This is a genomic window from Polynucleobacter sp. AP-Capit-er-40B-B4, from assembly GCF_018882245.1.
Lineage (GTDB): Bacteria > Pseudomonadota > Gammaproteobacteria > Burkholderiales > Burkholderiaceae > Polynucleobacter.
This window is the reverse complement of the sequence record NZ_JACVOV010000003.1, coordinates 213,474-229,209: the sequence shown is the minus strand read 5'-3', so window position 1 is coordinate 229,209 and position 15,736 is coordinate 213,474. Positions and strand designations below refer to the sequence as shown.

Here is a 15,736-nt window from a genome sequence, read left to right as displayed (position 1 = left end):
CCCCCGGAAAAAATAATCCTGCTGATCAGGCAGATTTATTCTCCAATCCTATTGAGATGGATGTTGTTGAAGTAGATGAGGCGCCAGCAGTTACTGCTTCTAGCGGCGGTTCTGGTAATCATGATCCTAAAACTATTGATCTAAATGAAGACGGTAAAGACAGCTTAACTCTGGCGGTTTACGCAGAGCGTGCCTATTTAGATTACGCCATTAGCGTCGTTAAAGGTCGTGCGCTTCCTGATGTGGCTGACGGACAGAAGCCAGTACAGCGCCGAATTTTATTCTCGATGAGTGAGATGGGCTTGCGTGCAGACGCGAAGCCGGTAAAGAGTGCTCGTGTGGTTGGTGACGTGTTGGGCAAGTTTCATCCCCATGGTGATCAGTCCGCTTATGACGCTTTAGTTCGTTTGGCTCAAAGCTTTTCTTTACGTTACCCATTAATTGACGGACAAGGCAACTTCGGCTCACGTGATGGCGATGGCGCAGCGGCAATGCGTTACACCGAAGCACGCCTTACTAAGATAGCAAGCCTGCTGTTAAGTGAGATTGATGAAGGTACGGTTGATTTCACTCCAAACTACGACGGTTCATTCCAAGAGCCGAAATTGTTACCAGCGCGCTTACCGTTTGTATTGCTTAATGGCGCTTCAGGTATTGCTGTTGGTATGGCTACCGAGATTCCATCGCATAACTTGCGTGAAGTAGCTTCTGCAGCAGTTGCTCTAATGAAGTCGCCGAAGATGAGTACTTCAGAGTTATTGGAGATCATGCCTGGTCCTGACTATCCAGGCGGCGGTCAAATCATTTCATCTACTGCAGAAATTGCCCAAATTTATGAGGCGGGGCGCGGCAGTATTAAGGTGCGCGCACGTTGGTCTATCGAAGAGTTGGCTCGCGGCCAGTGGCAGATTGTTGTAAATGAATTACCGCCAGCCACTTCCTCTCAGCGTGTATTGCAAGAGATTGAAGAGATCACCAATCCAAAGGTCAGGGTTGGCAAAAAGACCTTAACGCCTGAGCAAAATAATCTCAAATCAACCATTCTGAATGTGCTCGATGGTGTGCGTGACGAGTCCAGCAAGGATGCGGCGGTACGCTTGGTATTTGAGCCTAAGAGCAAGAATATTGATGTCAATGAGTTTGTAAACCTATTGCTTGCGCATACCTCATTAGAGTCCAATGCGCCAATGAACTTGGTGATGATTGGCAATGATGGTCGTCCGCGTCAAAAGGGCTTAAAAGAAATTATCTCTGAGTGGATTGCTTTCAGGGTTGCTACGGTTACTCGTAGAACCCAGCACCGCTTAGGTAAAGTCAAAGACCGCATGCATATTTTGGAAGGGCGTTTAATCGTTCTTCTCAATATTGATAAGGTGATCAAGATCATTCGCAATAGCGATGAACCCAAAGCAGATTTGATTAAAGAATTTAAGTTGTCAGACCGTCAGGCTGAAGACATTCTGGATATTCGTTTGCGTCAGTTGGCTCGCTTAGAAGGCATCAAGATTGAGCAAGAACTTAAAGAACTCAAAGCTGAGCGCGATGATCTAGAAGGCTTATTGCAGAGCGATACCGTCTTGCGTAAGCGCATCATCAAAGAAATCGAATCCGATATGAAGGATTTTGGCGATGATCGTCGCACCCTGATTCAGGAAGATAAGCGTGCTGTTGCTGAGACCAAGGTGATTGATGAGCCGGTAACAGTGATTGTTTCTCAAAAGGGTTGGGTCCGAGTGCGACAAGGCCACGAGCATGATCCAACGCAATTTAGCTTTAAGGCTGGCGATGCTTTATATGCCACCTTCGAAGTGAGAACGGTAGACGTTATTCAAGGCTTTGGCAGTGATGGTCGTGTCTATACCGTTCCTGTTAGTGAATTGCCTGGTGCCCGCGGTGATGGTTCACCATTAACCAGTTTTGTTAATTTAGCTGCCGGATCACAGATGGTTGCTTACTATGCTGGCCAGCCTGACGATTTGGTATTGCTATCTACTAAAGCAGGCTTTGGATTCTTGGCTAATGTATCGGATATGAGTACCCGTAATAAGGCGGGCAAATCGTTCTTAAGCATGGATGCCAAGGTTCCGGGTGATGCACCTTTAGGGGCAGCAAAAGTCAAAGTCGGCATGAAACAAGTTGCCTGCTTGTCTGAGGCTTCCAAGTTATTAGTCTTCCCTCTAGACGAACTCAAACGCTTGCCCACTGGTGGCAAAGGCGTGATCTTGATGGGCTTGGACGATAAAGAGTATTTGGCTTCAGCAATTGCTGTTGGTCCTGATGGAGCGACTTATTCAGGCGCGGGACGTGCTGGCAAGCCAACCGAACTCAGTTTGGATGCAAAAACCTTGAAGTCGTTTGCGGGTAACCGTGCACGCAAAGGTCACTTTGTAGAACCGCGCTTAAAAGACGGCAAGCTCACAGCGAACTAAGTACGGCGTTTAGACTTTCTTCGGAACGCTAATGCCGTATTTGACGGCAATCACTTCTGCCAGGATCGAGACTGCGATCTCTGGTGGAGTGAGGGCCCCAATATAAAGCCCTACAGGGCCATGTAGTTTTTCTACTTGCTCTTGGCTTACATCGAATTCCAATAAACGCTCTTTGCGTTTTTGGGTGTTCTTACGACTGCCTAGTGCGCCTACATAAAAAGCTGGTGACTTGAGAGCCTCCATCAAAGCCATGTCATCCAATTTAGGATCATGTGTAAGGGCAACAACTGCAGTGTGAGAGTCGACACCAATTTCCAGCAATACATCGTCTGGCATGCCCTTAGAAAATGTAATGTCCGTGCGATTGAGGCCTTCGGCATATTCTTCGCGAGGATCGATCACGATAACTTCAAAGTCAGAAGCTAAAGCAAAATCAGCGGTGTATAGGGAGAGTTGGCCGGCGCCAATGATGACCATACGCCAGCGTGGACCGTAAGTCGTTTGCATTTCTTGTTCGGTGCAAACAAATTCATCACTTCGATCACCCATGGTGAGCGTCGATTTTCCAGTGCTTAAGCTTACTGAGCGGCGAGTAATTTGATGCGTAGAAATATTCTCAAGTAGCTTTTCTAAAACAGCTAGCTCCGGTTTTGGCTCCACCAGCAAACGCAGGGTGCCTCCACATGGCAATCCAAAACGAGCCGCTTCTTGTTGGGTCACGCCATACACCACCATTTCAGGGGTATTGCGAGTCAAAATTTCAGTCTGCACACGACGAATCAGATCGTCTTCTACGCAACCGCCTGAAACTGAGCCAGCTACCTGACCATCGGCACGTATTGCTAACCAAGAGCCAACCGGACGTGGAGCGGAGCCCCAGGTTTGAACCACGGTTGCAATCGCCACAGATTGGCCTGATTGGAGCCATTCCACGGCAGATTTAAGAACGCTGAGGTCGGTACTGTTCATGCTATTTCTTCTTTTGCTAATACTTTGATGAATAACTAATTATTATCACTCTAATGACTATTTCTGGTGAATCCTTCAAAAACCCAAAATTACGCCTAGCCATACTCCTCTTGGCGGCAGGCGAGGGGAGTCGTTTAGGTGGACTTCCCAAGGCATTGCTAAAGAAGCAGGGTGAAAGCTTATTAAGCCGCTTTCTACAATCTATTCAAAAATTCAACCCAGTAGAAACGTTAGTTGTTACTGGCTTTTATGCAGATGCAATTGAGGTGGAAATCAACTCAATAAGGCAAAAGACTGATAACTCCATTGCCATAGTAAAAAACCTAAACCCAGAAGAAGGTCAATCCTCTTCGGTCCGCCTTGGCTTAGAGTCGCTCAAATCTGACTATGACGTTTTGTTGGTTGCTTTATGCGATCAACCTTATATTGGCCTCTCGGAGATTGAAGCTCTGTTAGAGCAATTCAATCAAGCAGGATTCAGTCGGGAAATCATCTTGCCAATGGTGAACGGAAACCGTGGTAACCCTGTATTATTTTCAAAAAAGGTGATTGAAGAAATTCTGGCGACACACGGATTGGTCTGCAGGCCCTTTATGGATCAGCATCCAGAGTTAGTGAAGCTATTTGAGACGAATAATCGGGCTTATTTATTGGATGTCGATACCCAGGCCGACATTCAAAAACTAGGGCTTGATCCTATTTAAATTAATGCAATTGAATTAAATCTCAGCGATCAATTCAATTTCAACGCAAGCACCCAGCGGAATTTGCGCAACACCAAATGCGCTACGAGCATGTTTGCCAGCATCACCAAAAACTTCAAAAAGTAATTCTGAACAGCCATTAACAACTAGGTGCTGCTCTGTATAGGTATCGGTAGAGTTCACCAAACCCATTACCTTCACAATGCGCTTTACTTTATCCAAAGAACCTAAGTGATTCTGCAGGGTGGAGATCAGATCGATTGCAATAGAGCGTGCTGCCGCTTTGCCAGTATCGGTATCCATGTCTTTTCCAAGCTTTCCCACCCAAGGCTTGCCATCGCGTTTAGCAATATGACCGGAGAGAAAAACAGTATTGCCGGAAGTGGCTGCCATGACATAAGCCGCAGCAGGAGGCCCTGGTGGTGGCAAATCAATTCCAAGGGTTTTGAGGCGATCGCTAATGTTTGTAGTCATGATGAATAGGATTAATTTAAAAAAAGAAATAAGTTCAAAAAGGGAATATCAGAATCTTACTTGGAAAGTTGACGCATGGCACTCTCAAGACCATTTAAAGTCACTGGATACATGCGATCTTTCATGAGGTTTTGCATGATGTCAATTGACTGACGATATTGCCAAATAGATTCAGGTTCTGGATTGAGCCAAGCAAAATGCGGGAAGTGATCAATTAATCGATTGATCCAAACAGCGCCAGCTTCCTTATTGTTGTATTCAACTGAACCATTCGGACTCAAAATTTCATAAGGAGACATCGTTGCATCACCAACGAATATCAATTTGTAATCTGGGCCATATTTATTGATGATGTCTTGGGTTGGCGTTGCTTGATCGCGTCTGCGACGATTACTTTGCCAAAGGTTTTCATAAACACAGTTATGAAAATAGTAGTGCTCAAGATGTTTAAATTCTGCTTTAGCGGCAGAGAACAATTCAGCAATACGCTGAATATGATCATCCATCGAACCACCAACATCCATGAGTAGCAGCACTTTAACCTGATTGTGGCGCTCAGGACGCATTTTGATGTCCAGCATTCCTGCGTTAGCTGCAGTTGAATGAATCGTTTTATCTAGGTCAAGCTCTAAGGTCGATCCTTCTCTGGCAAACCGTCTCAAACGACGCAAAGCAACCTTAATGTTGCGAGTGCCCAAAGCTAAATCACTGTCATAGTCTTTAAACTCTCGCGCTTCCCAAACCTTGATAGCAGTTCTATTACCGGCGCTCTCACCGCCAATGCGAATGCCTTCAGGATGGTAGCCGCTATGACCAAACGGGGAGGATCCGCCAGCGCCAATCCATTTATTCCCGCCACCATGCCACTCTTTTTGTTCTTTAAGGAGCTCCTCAAGACGCTTTTTCAGTGCATCAGGCCCGCCCAATTTTTTGAGTGCTGCTTTTTCTTCTTCAGTCAGTACGCGCTGAAGCTTTTTCTCTAGCCAGTCCAAAGGAATGTCTGGGGAGAGCGCAATGATTTGCTCAATGCCGTTGAAGTAGCTACCAAACACTTGATCAAAGCGATCAAAGTGTTGTTCGTCTTTAACCAGGGTCATGCGAGCCAGCTGATAAAACTCATCAATGGATGGGTTGATAACACCTGATTTCAAAGCCTCCAGGAGAGTTAAAAACTCTCGTACTGAAACGGGCACTTTAGCCTCTTTCAGGTTAAGGAAGAATTGAATCAACATAAATACAGGGTGATATTGATCAATACATTAACGATGATTGCGATTCATCATGACCAGGCGCTCAAACAAGTGGATATCTTGTTCATTCTTAAGTAGGGCTCCATGCAATGGAGGCACAACAATTTTTTCATCGTTGCTATACAAAGCCTCTGGCGGGATATCTTCAGCCAATAGCAACTTGAGCCAATCAATCAATTCAGAGGTAGATGGTTTTTTCTTTAACCCTGGTAATGAGCGTATTTGATAAAAGGCCTTGAGAGCTGCGTCCAGGAGATCTTGTTTGATATTAGGGTGGTGAACATCCACGATGCTTTGCATAGTCGTTGCATCGGGAAAGGTAATGTAATGAAAAAAGCAGCGGCGCAAGAATGCATCGGGGAGCTCTTTCTCATTATTGGAGGTGATGATGACTAACGGGCGATGTTTCGCCTTAATGAGTTCGCGAGTTTCATACACATAAAATTCCATGCGATCAATTTCACGCAGCAAGTCATTGGGGAACTCAATATCTGCCTTATCGATCTCATCAATGAGCAATACCGTAGGTTCATCTGCCTCAAAAGCTTGCCAAAGTACGCCCTTAACAATGTAGTTACGAATGTCTTTTACCTTCTCATCGCCCAACTGCGAGTCGCGCAAGCGGCTTACTGCATCGTATTCATAAAGCCCTTGTTGGGCCTTGGTGGTGGATTTAATGTGCCACTGCAAAAGGGGCATATTGAGTGCGGCGGCAACTTCTTCGGCCAACATCGTTTTGCCAGTGCCTGGCTCGCCTTTAATCAAAAGAGGGCGTTGTAGTGCGATTGCCGCATTTACGGCTAATTTGAGATCTTCGGTGGCAACATAGCTTTGGCTGCCTGAGAAGCGGTTTTGAGTAGAGGGGTTAGATTTGCTCATATGCTGACCTAATTAGTGCTGGGTCAAGCGTTCCAGTATAGGTAAATGAGCCAAATTTTTCAGTGTTTCTACTGATTTTGCCCTCCAGAATGGCGGGAAGGGCGTCTGTCCGCTATACTCTTCCCAAATTGATCTAAATCAAACTCATTAATAATGATTTCTATGAAAAAACTCTCCATTCTTCCTCAATTGGCCGTAACCGCAGCTTTGGTTTTTGCTGGCTCTGTTGCTCAGGCTGATGAAGTTAAAGGTAATGCTGCAGCAGGTAACGGCAAGGTTTGGCTTTGCGTTGGTTGCCACTCAATTCCTGACTATCGCGCAGACTACCCATTGGTATACAAGGTGCCTATGATTGGCGGTCAAAATGCCGCTTACATCGCTAGCGCACTAGCTGCTTACAAAAAAGGCGAAAGAAAGCATCCAACAATGCGCTCTATTGCTGCCAGCTTGTCTGACCAAGATATGGCTGATATCGGTGAATACTATGCTGCGCAAACTGCCAGCTCACCTAACAACCCATTGAAGTGATTCATTAATAAAGATACATAGAGATACTTTTATGAAATTCGCCCTAATTACTGCAGTTTTGCTATCCAGCATAGGTTTGGTAAACGTAGCAAACGCTGCCAATAAAGAAAAAGGTCAGGCTTTGGTTGAGAAGGCTAATTGCGCTTCTTGTCATGGTGCCGGTCTAAATGCACCAATCCTGCCTGCCTATCCAAAATTAGCTGGCCAGTATGCTGATTACCTTTACTACGCCTTAAAGGCTTACAAGGTAGGCAATAGCAATGCTCAGTTTGGTCGCAATAACGCTGTAATGGGCTCGCAAGTTCAAAACTTTAGCGATGCTGATTTGCAAGATATGGCTGCTTATATTTCTTCCTTACCAGGTAACTTTGTAGTTAAAAAGTAAATCCTAGTAAGCAAGGCTCCATACAAAAAGGCTTAGATTAATCATCTAAGCCTTTGTTTTTTATAGTATTTAAATTCTTAGCGGAGGGCTTCCAATCCTCGCTCTAGGTGTTTGCGCATAGCTAACTCAGCAGCGCTCTCATCCCGTTTCAGGATGGCTCTGAGAATCTCTCGATGCTCCACCAATGAGTTTTGCAGTCTACCTGTGCTGGTTAGGGAGTCTCTGCGGTGAAGTTTTAGCACTTTGCGTAGATCCGCGATAACGCCATTCATCCATCGATTTCCGGCAATTTCTTGGATTAATTCATGAAATTTGCCATTTACCTCAAAGAATTGCTCAATATCTCGATCTGCGGCCGCTTTTTCAAGTCGGTGGTGCAGGTGATCCAATAGGTTTAATTCTGCTTCGGTTGCCTTTGTGGCCGTTTCTTTGGCTGCTTGACCCTCCAGAAGTGAGAGAATCGTAAAAATCTGCTCTAAGTCTTTGCGAATAACCTCGGTAACGTAGGCTCCCCGGCGCATTTTGATCGTTACCAGACCTTCAGACGCCAGAACTTTGATCGCTTCACGCATCGGTGTGCGGCTAATGCCAAATTGATCAGCCAAAGATTGCTCATCCAGCCAGCTTCCAGGAGCTAGCTGCTTGCTAAATATTTGCTCCCGAAGCCTATCGGCAACATCTTCGTATAGGGGTCTATTATTCAGTTTTGTATTCATAATTATGAATACATTATGTAGACAATTCTAAAATTGTCAAGCAAAATGTAAGGACATTTCGATGCAATGCAACAAAAATTAACCGGGAGTTTTTGTGAGTTCTAAAGAAAATAATTCATGGCCATCTTTTCCAGATACCAACCTTGATGCTTGGAAAAAGTCAGCTCAGAAATCAGCCCCTAATGGCGATGTTGATTCCTTGGGTTGGAAAACACCAGATGGAATTCACCTAAAAGCTCTATACACATCATCGGATATTGAAGGCCTCAATTACACCGATACATTGCCTGGATTTGAACCATTCGTGCGTGGACCACAAGCGACGATGTATTCAGTTCGCCCATGGACCATCCGCCAATATGCTGGCTTTTCAACAGCCGAAGAATCCAATGCTTTTTATCGCAAAGCGTTAGATGCTGGTGGTCAAGGTGTATCTGTTGCGTTTGACTTAGCCACGCATCGTGGTTACGACTCAGATCATCCTCGGGTTACTGGTGACGTTGGTAAGGCCGGCGTTGCGATTGATTCTGTAGAAGATATGAAGATCTTGTTTGATGGCATTCCATTGGACAAAGTGTCTGTTTCGATGACGATGAACGGTGCCGTATTGCCTGTGTTGGCTGGCTACATCGTTGCCGGTGAAGAACAAGGCGTTAAGCAAGAGCAATTATCAGGAACCATTCAGAACGATATTCTGAAAGAGTTCATGGTGCGTAATACCTATATTTACCCACCAGAGCCATCAATGCGCATCATCGGCGACATCATTGAGTACACCGCTAAGCATATGCCTAAGTTCAACTCGATTTCGATTTCGGGTTATCACATGCAAGAGGCGGGTGCTAACCAAGTTTTGGAATTGGCTTTCACATTAGCCGACGGTAAAGAGTATGTAAAGACAGCGCTAGCTAAAGGATTGGATGTGGACGGCTTTGCTGGACGCCTTTCATTCTTCTTTGCGATTGGCATGAACTTCTACTTAGAAGTTGCCAAGTTGCGCGCTGCACGCTTGCTGTGGTGGCGCATTATGAAATCCTTCGAGCCAAAGAATCCAAAGTCTTTAATGCTCCGTACGCATTGCCAAACTTCTGGCTGGTCTTTAACTGAGCAAGATCCATACAACAACGTTGTGAGAACTACAGTTGAGGCGATGGCTGCCGTATTTGGCGGCACACAGTCATTGCATACCAATTCACTGGATGAGGCGATTGCGCTTCCTTCTGAGTTCTCCAGTCGCATTGCTCGTAATACTCAGCTGATCCTGCAAGAAGAAACCCATATTCCGAGCGTGATCGATCCATGGGCGGGCTCTTATATGATGGAAAACCTCACACAAGAGATGGCTGATAAAGCTTGGGAAATCATTCAAGAAGTAGAAGCCATGGGTGGCATGACCAAGGCAGTTGAAAGTGGTTGGGCTAAGCTGAAAATTGAAGCAGCTGCCGCTGAAAAACAAGCCAAGATTGACTCTGGCTCTGATGTAATTGTTGGTGTTAATAAATACAAGCTTGGCAAAGAAGATCTTGTTGACGTATTGATGATCGACAACGATAAGGTTCGCGAAGGTCAGGTAGCTCGCCTCAAAGATATCAAAGCAAAACGTGATTCACAAAAAGTACAGGCTGCATTAGAGGTTTTAACCAAGGCTGCAGAAGATAACTCAGGAAATCTCTTGGAGCTAGCCGTAAACGCGATTCGTTTACGTGCAACTGTTGGTGAAGTTTCTGATGCTTTAGAAAAAGTTTACGGGCGCCATCGCGCCGATACTCAAAAGGTGACCGGTGTGTATGCAGCTGCCTATGACTCAGCCGAAGGCTGGGCAAAACTCCAAACAGAAATAGCTGATTTTGCAAAAGACTTTGGTCGTCGTCCACGTGTGATGATCGCCAAATTAGGCCAGGATGGACATGATCGCGGTGCGAAAGTTGTTGCCACTGCCTATGCTGACTTAGGCTTTGACGTGGATATCGGACCTTTATTCCAAACGCCTGAAGAATGTGCTCGCCAAGCGATTGAGAATGACGTACATGCCTTAGGAGTTTCTACTTTGGCAGCTGGGCATAAGACATTGGTTCCGGCCATCATTGCTGAATTGAAAAAACAAGGCTCAGACGACATCATCGTGTTCGTTGGCGGCGTGATTCCAAGACAAGATTACGAATTCCTCTATGAGGCAGGCGTTAAAGGAATCTACGGACCAGGTACACCCATTCCGGCATCAGCCAAGGATGTGCTTGAGCAAATTCGCAAGTCTGTTAAACCAGCTTAATACGGATCATAGGCATGCTCGAAGCTGCTGATCAGGCTCTGGTGAATGATCTCACTGGTGCGCCATCGCTTAAACAGCGTCGCGCGCTGGCGAAGATCATTACTTTGCTTGAGTCAACACGCCTAGATCACCGTCATCGTGCTGATGACGTACTTAATTCTTTGTTGCCTAAAACAGGCAAATCATTCCGCCTCGGTATCTCAGGCGTTCCAGGAGTAGGCAAGTCGACCTTAATTGAATCTTTGGGTCTTTACCTGATCGAAAAGGGTCATCGAGTTGCCGTCTTAGCAATCGATCCTTCTTCCAGTATTTCTGGGGGTTCAATATTGGGCGATAAGACTCGTATGGAGCGCTTATCCGTTCTGGAGAATGCTTTTATTCGTCCAAGTCCATCATCTTGTACTTTGGGTGGTGTAGCCGAGAAGACACGTGAAGCCATGTTAGTTGCTGAAGCCGCAGGCTTTGACGTCATCATTGTTGAGACGGTTGGCGTAGGGCAGAGTGAAATCGCGGTTGCCGGCATGACCGATATGTTCTTGTTATTGCAATTACCTAATGCTGGCGATGATCTTCAGGCAATTAAAAAAGGCGTGATGGAAATCGCCGACCTGATTGTGATTAATAAAGTGGATATCGATCCAGATGCTGCAATGCGTGCTCAACTATTTATCACGAGTTCATTGCGTCTGTTGGGATTCCAGGGCAACCCTGATCACGCATCACACGATAAAGAATTTTGGCATCCGCAAGTGATGACTTTGAGCGCCCTCGAGGGCAAAGGCGTGCCAGAGCTTTGGGACAAAGTTTCCCATTTTGAAAAACTGCAAAAGGCGAACGGTAAATTTGAATCGCGTCGTAAACAACAGGCAGGTGCATGGATGTGGGATCGCATCGATGCTGGACTCAAAAACGCATTTCGTAGCAATGAAGCAGTGCAAAAACTTCTACCAAGTTTGGTTGCACAAGTAAATCAAGGAACTATGGCAGCTTCTGTAGCCGCAAGACGGCTACTGGAGTCCATGGGGCATGAATTTTTCTAAGGAGCAGGAAATGAAGGAAATCATTCAACAACTGGAAGCCAAGCGTGAGCTTGCCCGATTGGGTGGCGGGCAAAAGCGTATTCAGGCTCAACATGCAAAAGGCAAGTTAACTGCGCGTGAGCGTATTGAACTCTTGCTAGATGCCGGCACATTCGAAGAGTGGGATATGTTTGTTGAGCACCGTTGCCATGATTTTGGCATGGGTGATCAAACCGTTCCTGGCGATGGCGTTGTTACCGGCTATGGAATGATTAACGGACGTTTGGTATTTGTGTTCTCACAAGACTTCACTGTGCTTGGTGGTTCCCTGTCTGAAGCTCACGCTGAAAAAATCTGCAAGATCATGGATCAAGCCCTTAAAGTCGGAGCGCCTGTTATAGGTTTGAATGACTCTGGTGGTGCACGTATTCAAGAGGGTGTTGCATCTCTTGGCGGCTATGCTGAAATTTTCCAGCGCAACGTTACTGCGTCTGGCGTGATTCCACAGATTTCCTTGATCATGGGTCCATCAGCGGGTGGCGCGGTTTACTCTCCAGCCCTGACCGACTTCATTTTCATGGTTAAAGATAGCTCATACATGTTCGTGACTGGTCCTGAAGTGGTTAAGACTGTTACTCATGAAGATGTCACTGCCGAAGAATTGGGTGGTGCTGTAACTCACTCAACAGTTTCAGGCGTATGCGATCTAGCATTTGACAATGATGTCGATGCAATCATGATGTTGCGTCGCTTCTTCAATTACTTGCCGCTCTCTAACCGTGAGAAGCCGCCTTTGATTAAGGGTGCTAATCGCACCGAAGAGCCAGATTTCTCTTTAGATACATTGGTGCCATCGAACCCAAATCAACCTTACGATATGAAAGAGTTGATTGAGAAGATCGTTGACGATGGCGAGTTCTTTGAATTGCAGCCTGACTACGCAAAAAATATCGTGATTGGCTTTGCCCGCATTGAAGGTCGCTCAATTGGTATTGTCGCAAACCAGCCTTTGGTATTGGCTGGCTGTTTAGATATCAAAGCTTCCATTAAAGCAGCGCGTTTTGTACGTTTCTGCGATGCTTTTAATATTCCAGTGGTTACATTGGTTGACGTTCCAGGCTTTATGCCAGGAACCGCCCAAGAATACGGCGGTATCATTAAGCATGGCGCGAAATTACTCTATGCGTACGCAGATTGCACGGTGCCTAAAGTAACATTAATTACACGTAAGGCCTACGGTGGCGCTTATGACGTGATGGCTTCCAAGCATTTACGTGGTGACGTGAACTTCGCTTGGCCTTCAGCTGAGATTGCTGTGATGGGCCCTAAAGGCGCTGTTGAAATTATTTTCCGTGAAGAGAAATCCGATCCAGAAAAAATTACAGCTCGTGAAGCTGAGTACAAATCTAAGTTTGCAAACCCATTTGTGGCTGGACGTCGTGGCTACATTGATGACGTCATCCTTCCTCACGAAACCCGCAAACGTATTGCTCGTTCACTAGCAATGCTTAAAGACAAAGACTTGAAGAATCCTGCGCGTAAACACGGCAATATTCCTCTGTAAAGGCGCTGACAAATTATGACTACGAAAATGTTTAAGAAAATATTGATTGCTAACCGCGGCGAGATTGCTTGCCGTGTCATGGCCACCGCCAAAAAGATGGGCATTAAGACTGTTGCTGTCTATTCGGAAGCAGATAAAGAGGCACGTCATGTTCAGTTGGCTGATGAGGCAGTATGCATCGGACCAGCTCCCTCACGTGAATCCTATTTGGTGATGGATCGCATTATCCAGGCTTGTAAAGATACTGGCGCTGAAGCAGTGCATCCTGGCTACGGCTTCCTATCAGAGAACGAGCAGTTTGCTAAGCGTTGTGAGGAAGAGGGCATTGTATTTATCGGCCCTAAACATCAATCTATCGCAGCAATGGGCGATAAAATTGCCTCTAAGAAACTTGCTCTAGATGCCAAGGTCAATACCATTCCTGGTTACAACGAAGCAATTGATACTACTGAAGAGGCGGTGAAGATTGCCCAAGGCATAGGGTATCCGGTCATGATCAAAGCTTCTGCAGGTGGTGGCGGCAAAGGTCTACGCGTTGCTTTTAATGACAAAGAGGCCGCCGAAGGTTTTGCTGCCTGTAAAACAGAGGCGATGAATAGCTTCGGTGATGACCGTATCTTCATTGAGAAATTTGTAGAAGGCCCACGCCATATTGAGATTCAGGTTTTGGGCGACTCTCATGGCAACGTGGTTTACCTCAATGAGCGCGATTGCTCAATCCAACGTCGTCATCAAAAGGTGATTGAAGAAGCGCCATCTCCTTTTATCGATCCAGCTACTCGTAAAGCGATGGGTGAGCAGGCGGTTGCGTTAGCTAAAGCCGTTAATTACCAGTCCGCAGGTACCGTGGAGTTCGTAGTTGGTAAGGATAAGTCTTTCTACTTCCTCGAAATGAATACCCGCTTGCAAGTTGAGCATCCTGTTACTGAAAGCATCACTGGTCTTGATTTAGTTGAGCAAATGATTCGTGTTGCTGCTGGTGAGAAGCTGGCCTTTAAACAGGAAGATGTGAAGCTTGACGGTTGGTCCATGGAGTGCCGTATTAATGCCGACGACCCATTCCGTAACTTCTTGCCATCAACAGGCCGCCTCGTGAAATACCGTCCACCAGAGTCAGTTAATGGCGTTCGTGTTGATACGGGTGTTTATGAAGGCGGTGAGATTCCGATGTACTACGATTCCATGATCGCTAAGTTGATCGTTCATGGCAAGGATCGTACAGAGGCTATTGAAAAAATGCGTGCTGCACTGAATGATTTCGTTATTCGCGGAATACATTCAAATATTCCTTTTCAGGCTGCTTTATTGCAGCATCCACGCTTTGTAAATGGTGACTTCACAACCGGCTTTATTGCAGAAGAGTATCCTGAGGGCTTTAAGAAAGATTCAGTACAGCCTGCAGATCCTAAGCGCTTAGCTGCATTGGCAGCATTTATGCGCTATCGCTATCTTCAGCACATTCAAATGATCGATGGTCAGTTAGCCGGTCATGAAATGATTATTGGTAAGAAATTTGTGGTTGTTACCGGCAAAAAGGCGGGATCTATGAATGACCCGTATGAGGTACCTATTCGGGTTGAGCTCAAGGACGGTGTTTATTCCGTCTACATCGAAGATGCCGATGGTGTAAGCCGTTATGACATCGTAAGTGAATGGCGTCCAGGTCAAATTTGTCTGCACGCAACCATTAACGGTACTCACAAAATCACTGCGCAAGTTGAACGTCGTGGCGTGCGTTATGTGTTGGTTCTCGATGGCGTTCATTACGAGTGTATGGTGCTAAGTCCATTAGGTGCTGAGCTCCAGCGTCGCATGCCAGTCAAGTTACCGCCAGATACTTCCAAGTTGGTGATGTCTCCAATGCCAGGGCTATTAACGAAGATTGCCGTCAAAGTGGGTGAGGCCGTTACTGCTGGTCAAAAATTAGCCTCCATCGAAGCGATGAAAATGGAAAACACGCTATCGGCTATTCAAGATGGTGTGGTTGCCGAAATTTGCGCTAAAGAGGGTGATAGCTTAGCGGTTGATCAGTTGATCATTCGCTTCGAATAATAAGGTTGATGACTATGAGCGCTAAGCCATTCAAAATTCTAGGCATTCAGCAAATCGCTATTGGCGGTGAAAATAAAGATCGACTCAAGAAATTATGGGTTGATATGCTGGGCTTCGAATACAAGAGCACTTTTGTTTCTGAACGCGAAAACGTGGATGAAGATATCTGTGCAATCGGTAAGGGTGCGCATGAGATTGAAGTTGACCTCATGCAGCCATTCGATATTGAAAAGAAGCCAGCAGTTCATCAAACACCCCTAAATCACATTGGTTTGTGGGTGGATGACCTGCCTAAAGCGGTTGAGTGGCTTACCGCGAATGGCCTACGTTTTGCGCCTGGTGGCATTCGCAAGGGTGCAGCGGGCTATGACATTACCTTTGTGCACCCAAAAGGAAATGACGAGTTTCCAATTGGTGGTGAAGGTGTGCTTATTGAGCTAGTTCAGGCTCCTCCAGAAGTTATTGCAGGATTAAGTACATAATTTGGACTGGTAAGCA

The 15,736-nt window shown here is 45.9% G+C and carries 14 protein-coding genes; 9 read left to right on the top strand and 5 right to left on the bottom strand.

All coding sequences use genetic code 11. The annotated features are described in order from the left end of the window. Positions 1–56 precede the first annotated feature (56 nt). Positions 57–2,429: a DNA topoisomerase IV subunit A gene (gene parC, locus ICN19_RS09180; protein ID WP_216860684.1), complete on the top strand. Its 2,373-nt coding sequence runs from the start codon at positions 57–59 to the stop codon at positions 2,427–2,429. 9 nt (positions 2,430–2,438) lie between these two features. Here parC and ICN19_RS09175 read toward each other — a convergent pair whose 3' ends face one another. Beyond that, on the bottom strand, positions 2,439–3,398 hold the full coding sequence (locus ICN19_RS09175) for an XdhC family protein (protein ID WP_216247260.1): 960 nt from the start codon (positions 3,396–3,398) through the stop codon (positions 2,439–2,441). Between the two features lie 53 nt (positions 3,399–3,451). On the opposite strand from ICN19_RS09175, the gene ICN19_RS09170 reads away from it, so the two are divergent. Continuing rightward, positions 3,452–4,102 carry an NTP transferase domain-containing protein gene (locus tag ICN19_RS09170; RefSeq protein WP_216247257.1) on the top strand — a complete coding sequence of 217 codons (651 nt, stop codon included), beginning with the start codon at positions 3,452–3,454 and terminating at the stop codon, positions 4,100–4,102. Between the two features lie 15 nt (positions 4,103–4,117). Here ICN19_RS09170 and ICN19_RS09165 read toward each other — a convergent pair whose 3' ends face one another. Genes ICN19_RS09165 through ICN19_RS09155 form a run of 3 tightly spaced genes read right to left on the bottom strand, consistent with a single transcriptional unit; the run spans position 4,118 to position 6,705 of the window. After that, complete coding sequence (locus ICN19_RS09165) at positions 4,118–4,576, bottom strand: RidA family protein (protein WP_216247255.1); 459 nt, start codon at positions 4,574–4,576, stop codon at positions 4,118–4,120. A gap of 56 nt (positions 4,577–4,632) precedes the next feature. Further along, complete coding sequence (locus ICN19_RS09160) at positions 4,633–5,808, bottom strand: VWA domain-containing protein (protein WP_215349769.1); 1,176 nt, start codon at positions 5,806–5,808, stop codon at positions 4,633–4,635. A gap of 27 nt (positions 5,809–5,835) precedes the next feature. Further along, positions 5,836–6,705: a MoxR family ATPase gene (locus tag ICN19_RS09155; protein ID WP_216247253.1), complete on the bottom strand. Its 870-nt coding sequence runs from the start codon at positions 6,703–6,705 to the stop codon at positions 5,836–5,838. 162 nt (positions 6,706–6,867) lie between these two features. Between ICN19_RS09155 and ICN19_RS09150 the strand changes: the two genes are divergently transcribed. Then, the gene (locus ICN19_RS09150) at positions 6,868–7,233 is read left to right on the top strand and encodes a cytochrome c (RefSeq protein WP_255536988.1); all 366 of its coding nucleotides are present in this window, start codon (positions 6,868–6,870) and stop codon (positions 7,231–7,233) included. A 31-nt stretch (positions 7,234–7,264) separates the two neighbouring features. Next, positions 7,265–7,618 (top strand): cytochrome c, encoded by a 354-nt coding sequence (locus ICN19_RS09145; protein WP_216214776.1) that lies wholly within the window; start codon positions 7,265–7,267, stop codon positions 7,616–7,618. 77 nt (positions 7,619–7,695) lie between these two features. Here ICN19_RS09145 and ICN19_RS09140 read toward each other — a convergent pair whose 3' ends face one another. After that, the gene (locus ICN19_RS09140; protein WP_216247251.1) at positions 7,696–8,334 is read right to left on the bottom strand and encodes a GntR family transcriptional regulator; all 639 of its coding nucleotides are present in this window, start codon (positions 8,332–8,334) and stop codon (positions 7,696–7,698) included. Between the two features lie 94 nt (positions 8,335–8,428). Between ICN19_RS09140 and scpA the strand changes: the two genes are divergently transcribed. From scpA to ICN19_RS09115, 5 genes are read left to right on the top strand one after another with little or no spacing between them, the layout of a single operon-like run. Next, positions 8,429–10,603: a methylmalonyl-CoA mutase gene (gene scpA, locus ICN19_RS09135; RefSeq protein ID WP_216247243.1), complete on the top strand. Its 2,175-nt coding sequence runs from the start codon at positions 8,429–8,431 to the stop codon at positions 10,601–10,603. A 14-nt stretch (positions 10,604–10,617) separates the two neighbouring features. Further along, complete coding sequence (gene meaB, locus ICN19_RS09130) at positions 10,618–11,643, top strand: methylmalonyl Co-A mutase-associated GTPase MeaB (RefSeq protein WP_216247240.1); 1,026 nt, start codon at positions 10,618–10,620, stop codon at positions 11,641–11,643. A gap of 10 nt (positions 11,644–11,653) precedes the next feature. Next, positions 11,654–13,186 carry an acyl-CoA carboxylase subunit beta gene (locus tag ICN19_RS09125; protein ID WP_216187131.1) on the top strand — a complete coding sequence of 511 codons (1,533 nt, stop codon included), beginning with the start codon at positions 11,654–11,656 and terminating at the stop codon, positions 13,184–13,186. A gap of 15 nt (positions 13,187–13,201) precedes the next feature. Continuing rightward, positions 13,202–15,238 carry an acetyl-CoA carboxylase biotin carboxylase subunit gene (gene accC / locus ICN19_RS09120; protein ID WP_255536987.1) on the top strand — a complete coding sequence of 679 codons (2,037 nt, stop codon included), beginning with the start codon at positions 13,202–13,204 and terminating at the stop codon, positions 15,236–15,238. A gap of 14 nt (positions 15,239–15,252) precedes the next feature. Continuing rightward, the gene (locus ICN19_RS09115; RefSeq protein ID WP_216247238.1) at positions 15,253–15,720 is read left to right on the top strand and encodes a VOC family protein; all 468 of its coding nucleotides are present in this window, start codon (positions 15,253–15,255) and stop codon (positions 15,718–15,720) included. Positions 15,721–15,736 lie beyond the last annotated feature (16 nt).